The organism is Monashia sp. NPDC004114, from assembly GCF_053603855.1.
The window spans coordinates 381234-399345 of sequence record NZ_JBSGGK010000002.1 but is presented as its reverse complement, the minus strand read 5'-3'; the positions used below and the strand labels follow the sequence as shown (position 1 = coordinate 399345).

The 18112-nt window shown below is 70.1% G+C and carries 16 protein-coding genes and 1 tRNA gene; 7 read left to right on the top strand and 10 right to left on the bottom strand.

Features of this window, described 5'->3' with window-relative positions:
* Window positions 1-5: 5 nt before the first annotated feature.
* Entirely contained in the window at window positions 6-2012 is a 2007-nt protein-coding gene (locus ACWEOW_RS04600; RefSeq protein ID WP_452267973.1) for a transglycosylase domain-containing protein, read from the bottom strand.
* A gap of 298 nt (window positions 2013-2310) precedes the next feature.
* Between ACWEOW_RS04600 and ACWEOW_RS04595 the strand changes: the two genes are divergently transcribed.
* Window positions 2311-2832: a carboxymuconolactone decarboxylase family protein gene (locus ACWEOW_RS04595; RefSeq protein WP_452267972.1), complete on the top strand. Its 522-nt coding sequence runs from the start codon at window positions 2311-2313 to the stop codon at window positions 2830-2832.
* 91 nt (window positions 2833-2923) lie between these two features.
* On the opposite strand, the gene ACWEOW_RS04590 is transcribed toward ACWEOW_RS04595, so the two are convergent.
* Both ACWEOW_RS04590 and ACWEOW_RS04585 read right to left on the bottom strand, forming a co-directional pair.
* Entirely contained in the window at window positions 2924-3625 is a 702-nt protein-coding gene (locus ACWEOW_RS04590) for an Ltp family lipoprotein (protein WP_452267971.1), read from the bottom strand.
* A 329-nt stretch (window positions 3626-3954) separates the two neighbouring features.
* Window positions 3955-4031, bottom strand: a tRNA-Ile gene (locus ACWEOW_RS04585).
* 128 nt (window positions 4032-4159) lie between these two features.
* Here ACWEOW_RS04585 and ACWEOW_RS04580 point away from each other — a divergent pair.
* The 4 genes from ACWEOW_RS04580 to ACWEOW_RS04565 all read left to right on the top strand — a co-directional run bounded on the left by ACWEOW_RS04580 (window position 4160) and on the right by ACWEOW_RS04565 (window position 7590).
* A complete protein-coding gene (locus tag ACWEOW_RS04580) occupies window positions 4160-4501 on the top strand; it encodes a bifunctional 3-phenylpropionate/cinnamic acid dioxygenase ferredoxin subunit (protein ID WP_452267970.1) in 342 nt (113 codons plus the stop codon).
* A 233-nt stretch (window positions 4502-4734) separates the two neighbouring features.
* Window positions 4735-5250 (top strand): DUF3145 domain-containing protein, encoded by a 516-nt coding sequence (locus ACWEOW_RS04575; RefSeq protein WP_452267969.1) that lies wholly within the window; start codon window positions 4735-4737, stop codon window positions 5248-5250.
* 572 nt (window positions 5251-5822) lie between these two features.
* Window positions 5823-6344, top strand: a complete 522-nt coding sequence (locus ACWEOW_RS04570; protein ID WP_452267968.1) for a WhiB family transcriptional regulator — start codon at window positions 5823-5825, stop codon at window positions 6342-6344.
* A 37-nt stretch (window positions 6345-6381) separates the two neighbouring features.
* Window positions 6382-7590 (top strand): RtcB family protein, encoded by a 1209-nt coding sequence (locus tag ACWEOW_RS04565; protein WP_452267967.1) that lies wholly within the window; start codon window positions 6382-6384, stop codon window positions 7588-7590.
* 87 nt (window positions 7591-7677) lie between these two features.
* Here the strand turns inward: ACWEOW_RS04565 and fabF are convergent, their stop codons facing one another.
* From fabF to argG, 7 genes are all read right to left on the bottom strand, one after another.
* The gene (gene fabF, locus ACWEOW_RS04560; RefSeq protein WP_452267966.1) at window positions 7678-8928 is read right to left on the bottom strand and encodes a beta-ketoacyl-ACP synthase II; all 1251 of its coding nucleotides are present in this window, start codon (window positions 8926-8928) and stop codon (window positions 7678-7680) included.
* Window positions 8929-9080: 152 nt separating this feature from the next.
* The gene (locus ACWEOW_RS04555; RefSeq protein ID WP_452267965.1) at window positions 9081-9329 is read right to left on the bottom strand and encodes an acyl carrier protein; all 249 of its coding nucleotides are present in this window, start codon (window positions 9327-9329) and stop codon (window positions 9081-9083) included.
* Window positions 9330-9419: 90 nt separating this feature from the next.
* On the bottom strand, window positions 9420-10391 hold the full coding sequence (locus tag ACWEOW_RS04550) for a beta-ketoacyl-ACP synthase III (protein ID WP_452268030.1): 972 nt from the start codon (window positions 10389-10391) through the stop codon (window positions 9420-9422).
* A gap of 218 nt (window positions 10392-10609) precedes the next feature.
* Complete coding sequence (locus tag ACWEOW_RS04545; RefSeq protein WP_452267964.1) at window positions 10610-11542, bottom strand: ACP S-malonyltransferase; 933 nt, start codon at window positions 11540-11542, stop codon at window positions 10610-10612.
* Window positions 11543-11685: 143 nt separating this feature from the next.
* On the bottom strand, window positions 11686-12864 hold the full coding sequence (locus tag ACWEOW_RS04540; protein WP_452267963.1) for a PucR family transcriptional regulator: 1179 nt from the start codon (window positions 12862-12864) through the stop codon (window positions 11686-11688).
* 136 nt (window positions 12865-13000) lie between these two features.
* Window positions 13001-14476, bottom strand: coding sequence for an N-acetylmuramoyl-L-alanine amidase (locus ACWEOW_RS04535; protein ID WP_452267962.1), 1476 nt, complete (start codon window positions 14474-14476; stop codon window positions 13001-13003).
* Window positions 14477-14560: 84 nt separating this feature from the next.
* Entirely contained in the window at window positions 14561-15985 is a 1425-nt protein-coding gene (argG, locus tag ACWEOW_RS04530) for an argininosuccinate synthase (protein ID WP_452267961.1), read from the bottom strand.
* Window positions 15986-16215: 230 nt separating this feature from the next.
* On the opposite strand from argG, the gene ACWEOW_RS04525 reads away from it, so the two are divergent.
* Together ACWEOW_RS04525 and ACWEOW_RS04520 are read left to right on the top strand one after the other, a co-directional pair.
* Window positions 16216-17130 carry a type IV toxin-antitoxin system AbiEi family antitoxin domain-containing protein gene (locus tag ACWEOW_RS04525; protein ID WP_452267960.1) on the top strand — a complete coding sequence of 305 codons (915 nt, stop codon included), beginning with the start codon at window positions 16216-16218 and terminating at the stop codon, window positions 17128-17130.
* Window positions 17131-17506: 376 nt separating this feature from the next.
* Entirely contained in the window at window positions 17507-18052 is a 546-nt protein-coding gene (locus ACWEOW_RS04520) for a glycerophosphodiester phosphodiesterase family protein (RefSeq protein WP_452267959.1), read from the top strand.
* The last annotated feature ends 60 nt before the right edge of the window (window positions 18053-18112 follow it).

Sequence of the window (18112 nt, the reverse complement as noted above, 5' to 3'; positions counted from 1 at the left end):
GGCTGTCAGGGCATCGGCAGCGCGGGTTCCCCGTCGAGGGCTCCGTCCATGATCCGGCGCCAGATCGGAGCTGCGAAGCAGGCGCCGGTCATCGCGGTGCAGCTCTTGCCGGCCATCGACACGTTGAACATCGCGCGGTTCTGGTGGACCGGGTTGCCGACCCAGACCGCGGTGGTCAGCTGGGGGGTGTAGCCGACGAACCATGACTGGGCGTTCTTGTCGGCGGTGCCGGTCTTGCCTGCAGAGTCTCGCCCGGCGAGCTGGTTGAGGATGCCTGAGCCGTGGGTCATGTTGTACATGAGGTACTGGGTCGCCTCGCTCACCGACTTGGGGTCAGCGACTCGCGTGCACGACGGCTGCGGCGCCCACATGACCGAGCCGCCCCGCTCGATGCTCGTGACCGGGTAGGTCTGGCACAGCGTGCCGCCCGCGGCGATGCCGGCATACCCGTTGGCGAGCGTCTGCGGGGAGATGCCCTGAGCGCCGAGGACGACCTGCGGGGGATAGGTCCCGAGGGGGCTGCCGTCCGCGCCGTGGATGCCGAAGTCCGTCATGGTCTGGTGGATGGCGCACACACCGATCTTGGTCGCGAGCTTCACGAACGCGGTGTTCGTCGACTTCGCCGTCGCGGTCATGAGGGAAAGGCGGCCGCCGTTGAACGCCTCGTCGTTGTAGACCTGCCAGTCGTTGTCGAGGCCGCACGGCTGGGGAAAGTCCGACGGGGTGAAGGTCGCGGGGTGATGGTTGTCGGCCGCGGGCGCGTTGACGCTGGCGTGGGTGCCCAGCCCTTGCTCCATCGCCGTGACGAGGGAGAACGCCTTCGCGGTCGAGCCGAACTGGAACCCGCCCGAGCCGCCATATCGGCCGTCGACCGAGTAGTTGACCTCCGTCTCACCAGAGGACCCGCTGCCGTATGCCGTGTCCTGACCGAGGGCGAGCACCTTCCCGGTGCCCGGCTCGGTCACGTATGCCGCTGCCGCCACCCCCAGCGAGTTGTCCTTGGGCGCGACCCGCTGCAGCGCCTTGTTGACCTGCCGCTCGATCGCCGGGTCCAGCGTCGTGTGGACCGTGAGCCCGCCGCCGAACAGCATGTCGTGGCGGGCCTGCTGGGTCGGCCCGAGCGCGGGCGTCTGCTCGAGCCAGCTGATGACGAACGAGCAGAAGTAGGGGTAGCGGGACTGCTGGCACGTGGCCGGGGGCTGCGTCACGTCGAGGTCGGACTTGAGCGAGTGTTTCAGGCCCGCACGCCACTGGGCGTCCGTGAGCTCACCGAGGTCGTGCATGCGGTCGAGCACGACGTTGCGCCGAGCCTGCGCCTGCTTCGGGTTGTTCACGGGGTCCGTCGTGCTCGGGCTCTGCACGAGGCCCGCGAGAGTAGCTGCCTCGTCGATGGTCAGGGCGCTCGCGTGGACGCCGAAGAAGTGGCGCGAGGCGGCCTCGACGCCGTATGCACCGTCGCCGTAGTAGGCGAGGTTGAGGTACCCCTGGAGGATCTCGTCCTTGCTCCACGTGCGCTCGAGCGCCACGGCATACCGCAGCTCGGTCAGCTTGCGCGGAAGGGTGCGCGCCACGGCCGCCTCGGCGGCGGCGGTCTGCCCCGCCCGCAGCGCCTGAGTCTCGAGCGTCATCTTGACGAACTGCTGCGTCAGGGTCGAAGCGCCCTCGGTGGCCTGCCCGGTGCGAAGGTCGTCGAGCATCGCGCGGGCCAGGCCCTTGGGGTCGATCGCACCGTGCTCGTAGAACCTGCTGTCCTCGATGGCGACCTGCGCGGTGCGCATGATCGGCGCGACCTGGGACAGGGGGATGACCTGCCGGTTCTGGTCCTCGGGCATCGCGATGAGCGAGCCGTCCGAGGCCAGGATGCGAGAGCCTTCGCTCAGGGGCTCGATGCTGAAGGCGTCCGGAAGCGACAGGAAGGCCGAGCTGCCGCTGTTGGCGAGGCCGCCCAGGGCCGCAACGCTGGGTAGGTAGATGCCGACTGCGAGCAGGCCGAGAAGGAGTGCGGCGGTCATGAACCCGACCATGAGCCGGGCAATTCTCCCCAGGTCGCCTCGTACGGACCTCACCCTTGACGATAGGCCGATAGCCCTGATGGTTCTCTGGGCCCAGGCTGGACACCGCCTCAGTTCTCGGGCCATTCACCGCCTCGGCCGATAGTCAGTGACGTCCCAGCGCTGCGACGTCACTGACCATCCCGGGCGCTGCCAAGAGAGATGCCCAGGTCTGCCGCGGGCTCCGTCGAGATTGGATCAATCAGACAACCCCAACTTGGCTCTTCTGATGGTCCACTTCGTGGACAAGGATGCTCTCATGACCACCACCCAGCAGAGCACGATCGTCACCATTCCCGAGCGCCTGGACTTCTCCGCGACCGCTCCTTCGTTCTCCGCGGCGATGAACCGCCTCGACGCGGCTGCCACTCACGAGCTTGACCGGGTCAGCTTCCCCGCCGGTCTGCGCGAGCTCGTCCGGCTGCGCGCTTCCCAGCTCAACGGGTGCGCCTACTGCGTCGACCTGCACACGACCGCGGCCGTGGCCGCCGGCGAGGCAATCCAGCGCATCGCCGCCGTCGCCGTGTGGAACGAGTCGACGTTCTTCAGTGCGCGAGAGCGCGCCGCACTCGCCTTCACAGAGTCGGTGACACTGGCCGCGCAGACCCGGGTGCCGGTCTCCGACTACGAGGCCGTCGCCGAGCACTGGTCGCCCGACGAGATCGGTGCGCTGCTGTCCCTCGTGGTCACGATCAATGCGTGGAACGCCGTCGGTGTCGCGACGCGCACCTGGGAGCCCGTGCTGGACACCGAAGTCCGCGCAGCATCTCGCCGGGAGTGAGCGCATCAGCGGGGTCGCGCTGAGCGCCGCCGACGAGCAGGTGGTCGGAACGCCGTTTCGAGGGGGCCCGATCGGGCCCGCGGGCGGGCCGTCAGAGCCCGGCGGCCTTCACCCCGTACTCGGCCTGGGCGGTGGTGAAGCCTTCGAACTTCAGCTGCTTGATGAGGCCGTTGCGTGAGAACGACGTGAGGTCGAGGTAGTTCTTGGCCGACTCCGCGGCCTCCTCCTTCCAGTTCACCGTGATGTGGTCGACAGCGAACGTGGCGTCGGCAGTGGAGAACTCCTCGAACACCAGCTGCTTGATGAGGCCCTTACGGGAGAACGCGGTCAGGTCGATGTAGTTCTGCGCGGACTCGATCGCCTGCTTCTGCGAGACGGTCATCGCGGCGGCTGCCTTCTCGGCCGCGGCCTTCTCCGCTGCTGCCTTCGCGGCGGCTGCGGCCTCGGCCTTCTTCTTCGCCTCCTCGGCTGCCTTGGCTTTCGCGTCGGCGGCGGCCTTGCTGGGGTCGACCGTCGGGGTGGTGGCTGGCGCGCTGCTCGAGGACGCGGCCGTGGAGCTCGACGAGACGGCCGGCGCGGCGGCGGGGTTGGAATCGGGCTGGTTGCCCTGGGTCGCGCCGATGGCGATGAGCGCGACGAGGATGCCGCCGGTCCAGAGTCCGGCCTTCTTGCCGCGGCTCATCTTCTGCTTGGGCTCCGGCACCTGGGTGTCCGTGAAGGGCTGGCCGGCGGGCGGCGGGACGTAGGGCTGGCCCTGGGGTGCGGGCATGGGCTGGGTGGGGTGGTCGCTCATGGGTGGGTTGCTTCCTTGCGTTGTGGCCCTTTGGGGCCGATGGATTCGGGCCCAGCGGAGCACGGAGCGCGCCCGGTGCGGCAGGTCCATTGGTCCCCTGTTCTCTCGCTCGGCGTGAACCCCGCACAGGTGTCGACAACCTGCCGAGCCTGCCGCGCGGCGACAAGGTTCCTGACCGACCACGAGGTCGCCGGCCGGGCCCGGACGAGCTGGTGTTCACGAGCGTCTCGGGCGCAGCCGGAACACGTCAGGCATCAACTGCAGCTCGAACGTCGAGCATCTGGCGGAGTCAATAAGGGGCCGGGTGGGGCTGGTGGGACTAGTAGGGCTGGTGGGGCAGCAGGGGCTTGAACCCTGGACCGACGGATTATGAGTCCGCTGCTCTGACCGGCTGAGCTACTGCCCCGGGACCTCGCGCGCGACCGAGGTCGGCCGCGAGGACGGCTCGGAGTCTATCGACCGGTGCGTCCCGCCGCTGTCGACCCCTCTAGGCTCGCAACGGAGCAACAACCCTGTGAGCCGAAGGACGCATGCATGAGTGACGGCATCCGCGTTGCCGCGGTCGACGACGTCGAGCCCGGCGAGGCGCTTGCACTGGAGACCACCCTGACCGGCACGGACGAGCCCATCTCGCTCTTCCGTGACGACGACGGCACGTACTACGCGCTGGACGACACCTGCTCGCATGAGGATGCGTCGCTCGCCGAGGGCTGGGTCGAGGCCGGTGAGGTCGAGTGCCCGTTGCACGCGACGCGGTTCTGCCTGCGCAACGGACAACCGATGTGTCTGCCGGCGACGCAGCCGGTCGCAGCGCACCAGGTCGAGGTGCGCGACGGCGAGGTCTACCTCTTCCCTGGGGTCACACCCGAGGGCTGACCAGGCTCTCCTGCACCACTCGAACGAAGCCACGCGCACCGCGCGCCGTGCCGGGTGGAGCGGCGACGTGCACGGACGATTGCCGCCGAATGCTGGTGCCGGTGTGACCGGTGGTGCACAATGGACGAGCGCTCACCTCGGTGAGCACAACTGCATCACGGCACCGACAGCACACGGACCCACGAAATCGCAGGCGTTGGGGAAGACGTCCCTGCAACTTCAGGAGGTCCCGGATGTCTGTCGCGATGTCGCGCACCACCACACGTGGGGTCGTGTTCATACACGGGGCCCCAGCGGCGCTGTGCCCGCACATCACGTGGGCGATCGAGGCCGTCCTCGACCAACGCGTCGCGCTCGACTGGATCCCGCAGCCGGTGGCTCCGCGGATGCTGCGCAGCGAGCTGGCCTGGACAGGTGCCCCGGGCACCGGCGCCGATCTCGCCAGCGCCCTGCGCGGCTGGGACGGCCTTCGGTACGAGGTGACCGAGGAGCCCTCGCCGGGCTGTGACGGCGCGCGCTGGTCGTACACACCGCGTCTCGGCATCCACCACACAATGACCTCCGCCTCCGGGGACGCGGTCGTCCAGGAGGACCGGCTCCGCGAGGCGGTGCTGCGCACGCGCGGCGACGCGGAGGCTCTCCAGGACGAGCTCGACCTGCTTCTCGGGGTCCCGTGGGACGAGGAGCTCGAGGTCTTCCGGTATGCCGGCGACGGGGCTTCCGTACGCTGGCTGCACAAGGTGGGCTGACTCTCAAGCGTCTCGTCGGCCGCGGCCTCCAGCGTGGCGAACGGGACGACGAGGGCCCGGGCGGTTCGTGCGCCCGGGCCCTCGTCGCTCCCGGTGGCGACCGGCTCCGACGCGGGCTGAGCCCGCCCGGCGCCTCGGCGACCGGTGGGACAGGGTGCTCACTCGACCGTCGAGCGAACGCGCCGTCCACAGGGCCCTGGTGGGCGACGGCATACGGAGACGGAAAACCATTGGGCACCAAGAGGTCCCACCTGACACGATGGCTCACGGGCCGGCGTCCACGCCGCGCCCATCACGCGGATCTCACCGAAAGGCCTGTCATGGCAACGGGACTCGACTTGAAAGCGAAGCGATGTGGTCGCCTCGCCGATGTCGGCTATCCCAGCAACCAGGAGGGCTTCGGCCTCCTGCGGCCAGAAGGCAACCTCGGACGACTCCCGGTGGGAAGACCTGCGCTGACCTGAGCCCGCGAGCATCGCTCGCACCTCGCGCAGCCGCCCCACCGGACGTTCGGTAGGGGCGGCTTTCCATGTGTACAGGCTCCGGTCAGACCGGCACGGAGGGGGCCGGCGATGACGCAGGTCGAGGCCGGTATGCCGCTGCGCTGGGAGCCGTACGTCCCGACCCGCGCGCAGCTCCACGTCGCCGGCCACTGTCCGCCACCCACCGACCTCGTCCACCGTCTCGACGTCAATCCGAGAGGAGCTCACCGCATGACGCGCAACCGAACCAACCTCCACAGCCGATCCCTGGGCCAGCTGTCCCTGCGGCCGAGCCCCGGACCCGGCGGCAGCGTCGGCATCGACGGCTTCGCGTACTCCGCGGCTACCTCGCATCCGTTCGAGCCCGCGGGACAGGTCCCGCGGTGCGCGGACGAGGACCCAGAGCTCTTCTGGCCGGCGACGGTGGCTGACGAGGAGGCCGCCAAGGCCATCTGCCGCGCGTGTCCGCTCACCACGGCCTGCTTCGCGGTGGCACGGGAGCGGCGGGAGTGGGGCGTCTGGGGAGGCCAGCTCCTCGCCAAAGGCCGGCCGACCACGGACCTGCCCGGCAACGTCCGGCCGTCCCCTCACGAGCACGCCCGAACCGCCTAGGTCCCGATCACCGACCACACCCGAAAGGATCAGATCCATGACCACCTTCCCTGTCGCGCTCCCCGGCGCGCAGGCATCGACGCTGATGTGGGCCGAGCCGAGCTCGGTCGAGCCCGCGGCCCTCGACCAGCTCCGCAACATCAGCCGCCTGCCGTGGGTCCACGGCCTGCGGGTGATGCCCGACGTCCACTTCGGAAAGGGCGCCACCGTCGGCTCGGTCATCGCCATGCGCGACGCCGTGTCGCCGGCCGCGGTCGGTGTCGACATCGGCTGCGGCATGACCGGCGTGCGCACGAGCCTCACGGTCGAGGATCTGCCCGACGACCTGGCCGCGCTGCGGTCGGATGTGGAGGCCGTCCTGCCGGTGGGCTGGCAGGCGCACGACGGGTCAGCACCCGTCCTCCGGCGCGAGGTGGGGCTCGCCCAGCGCTTCACGACGCTCATGGACCGGTTCGGCCAGCTGCGTGCACCTCAAGTGGCCGACCGGAAGGGGCGCGCCGCTGCGCAGTGCGGTTCGCTGGGATCCGGCAACCACTTCGCGGAGGTGTGCTCGGACGAGACCGGCCGCATCTGGCTCATGCTGCACTCCGGGTCGCGCAACATCGGCAAGGAGCTCGCGGAGCGGCACATCGCGACGGCGAAGTCGCTCGAGCACAACCTCGGGCTACCTGACCGTGACCTGGCAGTCTTCCTCGCCGGCACGGACGAGATGGCGGCCTACCTGCACGACCTCTACTGGGCGCAGGAGTACGCGCTGCTCAACCGTGAGGTCATGATGGCAACGATCCGCGAGGTCGTGAGCTCCGTCTTCCCGCATGTGGGGTTCGACGAGCCGGTGCGGTGCCACCACAACTATGTCGCGCAGGAGTCCTACGAAGGCGTCGACGTGGTGGTCACCCGCAAGGGCGCCATTCGCGCGGGCCGGGGCGACCTCGGCCTGATCCCGGGGTCGATGGGGACCGGGTCCTACGTCGTGCGCGGCCTCGGCAACGAGGACTCGTTCTGCTCGGCGAGCCACGGGGCCGGTCGCCGGATGTCGCGGAACGCGGCGAAGCGGCAGTTCACCGTCGACGACCTGCGTGCCCAGACCGCCGGTGTCGAGTGCCGGAAGGACGCCGGGGTCATCGACGAGATCCCCGCGGCATACAAGGACCTCGAGACGGTGATCGAGGCCCAGGCGAGCGGGCCGAGCCCGCTGGTCGAGGTCGTGAACCGGCTCACGACCCTCATGTGCGTCAAGGGCTGAGACGACAGCGTGCTCGCTCGGCCGGGAGCCTCCCGGCCGAGCGAGCACGCCTCGCTGCGGGGTGCTGCGTCTGCAGCGTCAGTAGCGTCAGTAGCTGCGGACGGCGAGGGCGACGTTGTGGCCACCGAAGCCGAACGAGTTGTTGAGGGCCGCGATGTCGCCGGCGGGCAGCTTCAGCGGCTCGCCGGACACGACGTTGAGCGGGATCTCGGGATCCTGGTTGTCCAGGTTGATCGTGGCCGGGACCAGCCGGTTGTGGATCGACTGGATCGTGATGACGCACTCGAGAGCTCCGGCCGCGCCGAGCAGGTGGCCCGTCATCGACTTGGTCGCCGTCACCGACATGTTCTCGGTGTGGTCGCCGAACGCACGCTTGATCGCGTTGTACTCGGCGACGTCGCCGACCGGCGTCGAGGTTGCGTGCGCGTTGATGTGCACGATGTCCTGGAGCGACAGGTCCGCCAGCTCGACGGCATACTTCATCGCGCGCGCAGCGCCAGAGCCGGAGGGCTCGGGAGCCGTGATGTGGTGCGCGTCGGCCGACATGCCCACGCTCGCGAGCTCGGCATAGATCCGGGCGCCGCGCGCCTTGGCGTGCTCCTCGGACTCGAGCACGATGATGGCCGCGCCCTCGCCGAGGACGAAGCCGTCGCGCTCGGTGTCGTACGGCCGTGACGCCTTCTCGGGGTCGTCGTTGCGCGTCGACAGCGCCTGCATCGCGGCGAAGCCGGAGATCGGCAGCGCGTGCACGGCCGCCTCGGTGCCACCGGCGACGACGACGTCTGCACGACCGCTGCGGATCATCTCGATGGCGTAGCCCATGCTCTCAGCACCGGACGCACACGCGCTCACCGTCGTGTGGGCACCAGCGCGGGCGCCCAGGTCGAGCGAGACCGCGGCCACGGGACCGTTGGGCATCAGCATCGGGACCGCGAGCGGGTACACCCGGCGGGGCCCCTTCTCCTTGAGGACATCCCACTGGTCGAGGAGCGTCCAGACGCCACCGATGCCTGAGCCCACTGCGGCGCCGAGGCGCTCGGGGTCGACCTCAGGGGCGCCGGCGTCGGCCCACGCCTCACGTGCAGCGATGAGGGCGTACTGGCTCGACGGGTCGAGGCGCCGGGTCTCGACCCTGGTCAGCACCTCCTCGGGCTTCGTGGCGATCATCGCCGCGAAGGTGACGGGGAGCTCGTACTTGGAGACCCAGTCGAAGTCCATCGTGCGGGCGCCGGAACGCCCGGCGAGCAGGGCCTCCCACGTCTCCGTGGCGGTGCCCCCGATGGGCGTGGTGGCGCCGAGACCGGTGACCACGACGCGTTGGTCGCGCTTGCTCGTCATGGTGACGTGCTCCTTGAGTCGAGTTGGTTGAGCTGGTGCTGGTGATGCTGGTCGGCCGTCCGACGGGGTATGCCGGCCGGCCGGCCGCCCTGCCCAGCGCCCGATGGTGCCGGGCGCCGGGTCCGGGCGTGTTGGCCCGAGGGTCGCAGGGGTCAGGCCTGCGCGCCGGCGATGTAGCTGACGGCGTCGCGAACGGTCTTGAGGTTCTTGACCTCGCTGTCGGGGATCCGCACGCCGAACTTCTCCTCGGCGTTGACGACGATCGTCATCATCGAGAGCGAGTCGATGTCGAGGTCCTCGGTGAAGGACTTGTCCATCTCGACGGACGCGGTGTCGAGTCCGGTCTCCTCGTTGACGATGTCGGCGAGACCCTCGAGGATCTCCTGCTCGGACTGAGCCATCTGTCTACTCCTTGTTGTGGGTGGCATCCGTGGCGGATGTTCGTTTCCGTTGTCCCGATTGACCCGTCGGGGCGGCGGGAGCTGGGAGGGTCAGGGGAGCACGACGACCTGGGCGGCATACACCAGCCCGGCGCCGAACCCGATCTGCAGCGCGAGGCCGCCGCTCGGGATCTCCTTCTCGGCGAGCATGCGAGTGGTCGCGATCGGGATGGAGGCCGCCGAGGTGTTGGCGGTCGTCACGATGTCGCGCGCCACGGGGATGTCGGCCGGCAGCTTGAGCTGCTTGACCATCGCGTCGATGATCCGGATGTTCGCCTGGTGCGGGATGAAGGCGTCGAGGTCGTCGGCCTTGATGCCGGCCTTGTCGATGGCCTGCTGGGCGACCGGAGCCATGCCCCAGACAGCCCAGCGGAAGACGGTCTGGCCGGCCATACCGATCGCGGGCCAGACGGTCTTGTCTGCCTGCGCGGCCTTCCACGACTCGCGGACCTCGGTCCAGGCCTGCTTCTGCGTGATCGCGTCGCGCTGGGTGCCGTCGGAGCCCCATACGGTCGGGCCGATGCCAGGGGTGTCGCTCGGGCCGATCACGCACGCGCCGGCGCCGTCACCGAAGATGAACGCGGTGCCGCGGTCGTAGGGATCGGTGAAGTCGCTGAGCTTCTCGACGCCGATGACCAGGACATAGTCGGCGGAGCCGCCCTTGACCATGTCGCTCGCCACGGCGACGCCGTAGCAGTAGCCCGCGCAGGCCGCGGAGATGTCCATCGCCGGCGCCGTGGAGCCGAGACGCGAGGCCAGCTCCGGCGCAGCCGCCGGGGTCTGGTAGGGGTGCGTCACGGTCGCCATGAGGATGAAGCCGACCTGGTCGGGCGCGATGCCGGCATGCTCGAGGGCCTGCCTGGCGGCGTGCTCGGCCATGTCGATGACCGACTCGTCCTCCGCGGCGAAATGGCGGCTGACGATGCCGGAGCGCTCGCGGATCCACTCGTCGCTCGAGTCGATCTGGTCGACGATCTCGGCGTTCATGACGACGCGGGCCGGGCGGTAGGCGCCGACGCCCATGATGCGCGAGTGCCGCGACGCGCCGTAGTCGACGAGGGTGCCGGTGCCCTTGGGTTCAGGTGCGATGCCACTGGAGGTTGTCACGTGGGGCCTTCTCGCTGGTGGGGGTCAGTGGGTACGGAGTCGGGGCTGATGGTCCTGGCCGGGGGAGCGGGCGGGGTGGCCGTCCGTCGGGGGCCATGACACGAGCGTGCCGCCAGTTGGTGTCCTGGCGCCAGTCATCCGCCGGTGTGGGCTGCGATGAGGGAGTGGGCCGACTCGAGGTCGTCGGGTGTCTTCACGGCCAGCGTCTCCACGCCGGTCATCGCGCGCTTGGCCAGTCCGACGAGGGTGCCGGCGGGCGCGAGCTCGAGCACGGCGGTCACGCCGAGCTCCTGGAGGGTCTGCATGCACAGGTCCCAGCGGACCGGGTTGCTGACCTGCCGGACGAGCCGGGCGACGGCGTCGGCGCCGGACGAGACGGCCTGGCCGTCGGCGTTGGACAGCAGCGTCAGCGCGGGGTCGCTGGGGGTGATGTCCGCAGCGGCGGAGCCGAGCGCCTCGACTGCCGGGGCCATGTGGCGGGTGTGGAACGCACCGGCGACCTGCAGCGGGATGACGCGGGCCTTGGCGGGCGGCTCGGCGCGCAGCTCGGCGAGCTGGTCCATCGTGCCCGCGGCAACGATCTGCCCTGCGCCGTTCATGTTGGCGGGCGTGAGGCCGCGACGGTCGAGGCTGGCGAGGACCTCGTCGGGGTCGCCGCCGAGCATCGCTGCCATCCCCGTCGGGGTCACCGCGCTGGCCTCGGCCATCGCGCGGCCACGGGTCGCCACCAGGGACATCGCCTGGTCGGCCGTGACGACGCCGGCGAGGGCGGTCGCGGTGAGCTCACCGACCGAGTGCCCGGCGAGCGCCGCCTTGGTGCCGGCGAGCGCAGTGGCATCGGGGAACAGGACGCCGGCAGTGACGAGGCCGGCCGCGACGATGAGCGGCTGGGCCACCGCGGTGTCCTTGATCGTGTCCGCGTCGGACTCGGTGCCGTGGGCCACGAGGTCGAGGCCGGCGGCTTCGCTGTACGCGCCGAGGTGGTCACGCACCCCGTCGAGCTCGAGCCACGGGGTGAGGAAGCCGGGTGTCTGTGAGCCCTGTCCAGGGCAGACGATCGCTAGCACGTGTCCAACCTTTCCCGGTTACTGTCGGGGACCCTGCCACCGATTGGCACGAAGTCCGGGTCGATAGTTTGGAGAAATCCTCCAAATCCTAGCGGCAGGTCGGCATCCGTGTGGCGGACGTCACGCGCCGGGTGTGGTCCCCGTCACGGCGAGCTCGAGCCGAGCCGGCCGACAGCCAGCGCGATCCGGGCCGCCCAGGCCTCCCTCGGAGCGGTGAGGTCGTAGCCCGTCACGTCGGCGATCCGCCCGAGCCGGTAGCGCACCGTGTTCGGGTGCACGAACAGGGCACGGGCCGTGGCCTCCAGCGAGCCACCACTGTCGAGGTATGCCGTCGCGGTCGCCAGCAGGGGAGCCTGAGAGGGTGCGGCCAGGGGGCGGTGGATCCGCTCGACGAGGATTCGCCGCGCCGGCGGGTCGCCCGCGAGAGCGCGCTCGGGCAGGAGCGAGTCCGACTCCACGATCCGTGGCGCCCCGGGCCACGCGGCCGCTGCGGAGAGTCCGGACAGGGCCGAGCGGGCGGACCGCCCGGCTGCGAACAGGTGGGGCACGGTCGGACCCACCACGATCGGGCCGGGACCGAAGCAGTCGGCGACGGCTTCGACGATCGGGAGCACCGTGCGGGTGCCGCCCAGGATCGCGATGAGTCGGGTCCGCTGCACGATCGCGAGGGCCTCGACGCCGTGCTGTCGCACCGAACGACGCAGCTCGTCGACCGCCGGTACCGCGCTGCCACGTCCTGGGGGAGTGCCGCCCACGACGAAGGTCACGTGAGACACATCGCCCCAGCCGAGTGCGCTGGCACGCGACTGCATCGAGTCGTCCGCCTCGCCCCTGAGGACCGCGTCGACCACGAGCGCCTCGAGGCGGGCGTCCCAGGCTCCTCGCGCCTCTGCCGCACCGGCATACACCTCGGCAGCGGCGAACGCGATCTCGCGAGAGAAGCGGAGGACCGACTCGCGCAGCAGCTGCTCGTCACCCGGCCCGGCGAGGCTCTCCACTCTCGACTCGACGACCTCCACGACCGTCCGGACCAGGTCAAGGGTCTGCCGGAGGCTCACCGTGCGGGTCAGCTCCTGTGGGGCGTTGGCGAAGATCGAGATCGCCGAGGGCGCGTGTCCCTCCTCCTGGCGGAACCACGCGATGAACTGCGAGATGCCCGCCTGCGCGACGAGGCCGACCTGGGAGCGATCCTCGGCGGAGAGGCTGCGATACCAGCGAAGGTTCTCCTCCATGCGGCGCGAAGCGAGCGTCGCCAGCTCTCCCGAGCTGCGTTCGACGGCACGCGTCGTCGCCTCGCTGGGCCGCTGGCGTCGGGGGCTCACGGCGCCAGCCTAGGGGCGCTGACGGCATACGGTTTGTATGCCGTCGACAACTGGCCGGGAGCGAGCTGGATCCGTCCGGTGACTGGCCCTTCCGAGCGCCCGCGGTGACGAGGTCACCGAGGGCCATCGGAGGGGGTCAGCGCGTGGGCCGGGTGGGCTGGCGCGGAGGCGTCGACGGGGTCCCTGTCGGGCCCTGGACCTGCAGCGTCCCGAGGATGCGCTGGGCCGTGGCAGCGACGTACCTCGGCCCCTGGCCGGCCAGCCAGGAGGCGGCCGCCTGCGATAGGATCGCGGGAACCTGCGGGTAGGCCCGGTCGCCCGGGCACTCGGTCGCGGACAGGTCGCGGTGGCCCATCACGCGAGGCACAGTGATGACCGTTCCCGCGGGGTATCTCGTGCTGCCGCCGCTCGTCAGCACGACCGGCATCGACGGGTCGAAGCCGGCTCGGTCCGCCTGCCACGCGATGACGTCGGAGACAGCGGTCACAACAGCCGGGGGGAAGGCGATCGTGGTGAAGTCGCCCATGACGGAAACCCCGAAGGTGGTGCTGTTGAAACCACCCGCCTGGGCACCGAGCACGAAGCCGTCGAGGCCGCCGAGCCGACCCTCGTACACTCGGCCGAACCGGTCGACGAGGAACTGGTAGCCGATGTCGCACCAGGCCAGGCTCTGGGTGTGGTACGCGTAGATGCCGCGGATGACGCTGGCGGCCTGCTCGGCGGTGTAGGTGTTGGAGTCGACCGTGTGGTGCACGACGGCGGCCTGATAGCCGGTCAACGCCTCGGGAGTGCACGGACGCATCGACTCGTCGGCGCCCCACTGGGCCCGGGTGATGATGGCGGGTCGAAGCACCGAACCGCCTGCGGTGGCGGACGTGGCGGACGTGGCGGACGTGGCGGACGTGGCGGACAGGGCGGACAGGGCCGTTTGGGCGCTCGCCGGGGCGGCCCTCGGGCTGCTGGCCATGGTCGCGTCTGCAGGTGTCGACCCGCCGTCCACGAGAGCCGCATTGAGGTCGCGCGGGGCGTCACCGCTGGTGGTGAGGACTCGCACCTGGATGCCGTTCGACTGCGCTGCGACAAGCGGAGACGTCCCGTGGACCGCCCGACGGCCTTCGGCGGACCTCGCGTCCGGCCCCTCGTCGGGCTCGACGTCGAGCTCCGTCCAGCTGCTCCATCCGTGGGACGAGCGGGTGCGCGCCTCGACTGTGAGGCCCTTGGGGGCCGGACCCGAGAAGGTCACGCCTGCCACGTCGAAGCCGGTGCCCTCGCGGGTCAGCTCGGCCGCGAGGACCGAGCCCCGGCGAGCGCTCGTGGACGTCTCCGGGCTGGGGCTGCTCGCGCCTGCGCTGGTCGAGCCCGGCTTGGCGACCGGGATGCCGACGGTGACCGTGGTCAGCCTGACCGGAGTCGGCTTGACACGTGCCGGTGCTGCCGACGCCTGCTGCGCCGTCGACTGGATGGCCGACCGTGACTGGGCTGTCGACGAGCCGGCGGCCAGCCTGGAGTCGAGCCGCCAGTCATCCACCTGTTTGGCACCGGCCGGACCGGCCGGTAGGGCGACGCAGGTCGAGACGAGCATGATGACAGCGGGCAGCGAGCGACGCCGCATGCGAAACCTCCCCAGTTCGTGTGCGGGTACGTTTGTACCATTCGCGGCACGTGTCCGCACTCTGGGGAAGGTGAACAGCTGCCGTCAGTCGGTGCCGAACTCCATCGCGGCGCGGTCGAGGGCGTCGTCAGTGCTGTCGACGTCGGCGGCCGCCGGGTTGGCCGCGATAGCGGTGGCGCCGCCCGGGGCGAGCTCGCCGACGAGCTCGGCCGCGCGGGACCCGAGCAGGCCCTGACCGGCATACAGCTCCAGCTTGGCGCGCGAGTCGGCGATGTCGAGGTTGCGCATCGTCAGCTGGCCGATCCGGTCGACAGGGCCGAACGCCGCGTCCTCGGTGCGCTCCATCGACAGCTTCTCGGGGTGGTAGCTGAACGCGGGCCCGGTCGTGTTGACGACCGACCAGTCGTCGCCCCGTCGCAGCCGCAGCGTGACCTCTCCCGTGACAGCGGAGGCGACCCATCGCTGGAGCGACTCGCGAAGCATGAGCGACTGCGGGTCCAGCCAGCGGCCTTCGTAGAGAAGGCGGCCCAGCCGACGGCCTTCCGCGTGGTAGTTGGCGATGGTGTCTTCGTTGTGGATCGCGTTGAGGAGCCGCTCGTAGGTGAGGTGCAGCAGGGCCATGGCCGGCGCCTCGTAGATGCCGCGCGACTTCGCCTCGATGATGCGGTTCTCGATCTGGTCGCTCATGCCGAGGCCGTGGCGTCCGCCGATGGCATTGGCCTCCATGACGAGAGAGACGGCATCGGGGAACTCGCGGCCGTTGATCGCGACCGGGCGGCCCCGCTCCCACCGGACCGTGACGTCCTCGGCCTCGACCGTGACGGCCGAGTCCCAGAAGCGGATGCCCATGATCGGCTCGACGACCTCCATCGACTCGTCGAGGAACTCCAGCGTCTTCGCTTCGTGCGTGGCGCCCCAGATGTTGGCATCGGTGGAGTACGCCTTCTCGGCCGAGGCGCGGTACGGAAGGCTGCGCGCCGTCAGCCACTCGGACATCTCGTGACGCCCACCGAGCTCGGAGACGAAGTCAGCGTCGAGCCACGGCTTGTAGATCCGCAGCTCCGGGTTGGCCATGAGGCCGTAGCGGTAGAACCGCTCGATGTCGTTGCCCTTGAAGGTCGACCCGTCGCCCCAGATCGAGACGCCGTCCTGCTGCATGGCGCGCACGAGCAGGGTGCCGGTGACGACGCGGCCCAGGGGGGTGGTGTTGAAGTAGGTCTTGCCGCCGCTGCGGATGTGGAACGCGCCGCACGCGATCGCCGACAGGCCTTCCTCGACGAGCGCCGTCTTGCAGTCCACGAGGCGCGAGAGCTCCGCGCCGTACTGGCCGGCGCGGTCGGGGACCGAGTCGATGTCCGGCTCGTCGTACTGGCCGAGGTCCGCGGTGTAGGTGCACGGCACCGCGCCCTTCTCGCGCATCCAGGCGACAGCCACGGAGGTGTCGAGGCCGCCGGAGAAGGCGATCCCGACTCGTTCACCGACAGGGATGGAGGTCAGTACCTTGGACACGGCTGCAAGTATATGCACAATCGCGCATACCTATCCACCGCCAGTGCGCATCCATCGCGGCGCACTCTCTTGGGAGCGCTCCGAACGCTCAGCGACGTCGGAGTGCTGCGCCGTCACTGACCGCCTGCCGAGGCGGTGAGTGATCCACAGCCTCCCGGCTCGGTCCCCGGTTGTCCACAGAGACCGCGCTGGACGACCCGGAACCTGGGTGTCCGCGGCAGCGTCAGGGCATGGACCTCCGACTCATTGCGCGCGACCGTGTCTTCTCGACCCGCGACGCCGCCCGTTTCGGGCTCGACAAGAACGCGTTGTCCAGGCTGGTGCGGACGGGTCGGTGTGTGCGGCTCACGTCTGGCTGGTACGCAGCCGTCGAAGAGGCCCCCGTCGGTGCGGAGCTGCACCGGCTTAGGGCAGTCGCTCTTGGCCGACAGTTTCGGGCACGCGCTGCGGTGAGCCACCACTCCGGCCTTCTCGTGGCGGAGCTGCCTACGTATGCCGCGGACCTCGACACCGTGCACCTCACGATGCTGGTTCCGGCAGCCGGCGGTGTGGCCTCGGCCAGGCCGGGTTTGGCCATCCACCGTCCGGCCGGCAACCTGCGCATCCCATCACCCGATGTTCACGACCCGTACAGTCCACGGTCTGTGCCGGTCGCGCACGCGGCCGTGCAGGCCGGGCTCCTGGCTGGACCGGAGGCCTTCCTCGTGCCTGCCGACGCCGCGCTCCGCGCGTCCCGGACAACCAGCGCCCAGATCGCGCAGGCGGTCGGGCAGTTCGCGACGCACACGGGCATCGGCCCGGTGCGCGCCGCACTGCCGTTCGTCGAGCCCCGACACGAGTCGCCCGGCGAGTCGCGCACGGCATTCCTGCTCCGCGCGCTCGGTTTCGATGCCGAGCCACAGGTCGACGTGGTCGTCGAGGGACGTCGATACCGCGCGGACTTCCAGATCCGAGGCACGCGGGTCCTCGTAGAGTTCGACGGCGCGATGAAATACCAGGATCACCAGGCGCTCTTTGCCGAGAAGCAGCGGGAAGACGCCCTTCGTCGAGCCGGGTGGGTCGTCGTTCGAGTCGTGTGGGCGGACCTAGCCGACCCGGACCGCGTCCGGCGCCGCGTGTGCACGGCACTGTCCCTCGCCGGCTGAGCCCGCGGCATACCAGGGCATCTCTCTTCGTAGCGCCCGGGATGGCCACTGACGTCGCAGTGCTGCGACGTCACTGACCATCCGCCGAGGCGGTGGGTGGTCCACAGCAACCGAGGACCCAGCGTGGCTGTCTGCGGGGCCGCGTGACCTGAGGTTGGCGGTGCCTTGTCCTGAGATTGCCCTGAGCTTGCCCTGGGGTTGTCCCGCGAGCCAGGACTTCGCCCTTACCGTCCCAGACATGGGCAAACTCACCATCGCCATCACCTCTATCGGCGCCTGCGCGGGCAGCTACGTGTAGGCGCTGTCGAAGAGGTACCACCGCACCGTCGGCATCATCCCGGCGATCAAGCACTCGACCTACCAGCACGCCAACGGCGTGGACCCCGAGCGCGAGCTCATGCGACTCGTGACCGAGTACGGCCTCAACAAGAAGAACGCCCCGCTGTGGGTGCAGTCGTTCGAGCTCGGCAACCTCGTGACGCTCCGCACCACCTTGGGCTTCAACGCCAACTCGGTGTTCCAGGCCACCAACGGCGACACGCCCTATGACCTCGTTGCCGCCGCAGACCCGCGCACCTACGCCGACCTGCTGACCCCGGCGAGCCTCAAGTCCCTGAGCGCGTGGATCGACGGCATCGGGCCGGACAAGGGCCTCGTCATCCGACGCCACGCCGACGGCACGCTCGGCCAGCCGACCAGCCTCGTCACAGACGCGGACGCCGCCGGTCTCGAGGTGACACCGTGGACGTTCCGCGCTGAGAACTCCTTCCTGCGCGTCGATTACCGGATCGGCTCCAACCCTGCCGACTACGGCCGCATCATCGACGAGGAGGTCACCTTCCTGCGCGCCCGCGTCGACGGTGTGTTCTGCGACCAGCCGGATATCTGCCTCGTCGCGCGCGACCAGGTCCTCGGGCACTGACCCGCACCGCCCACTCCCACCCGCTCCCACCCGCTCCCAGGAATGCCGCTGGGCCGGCAC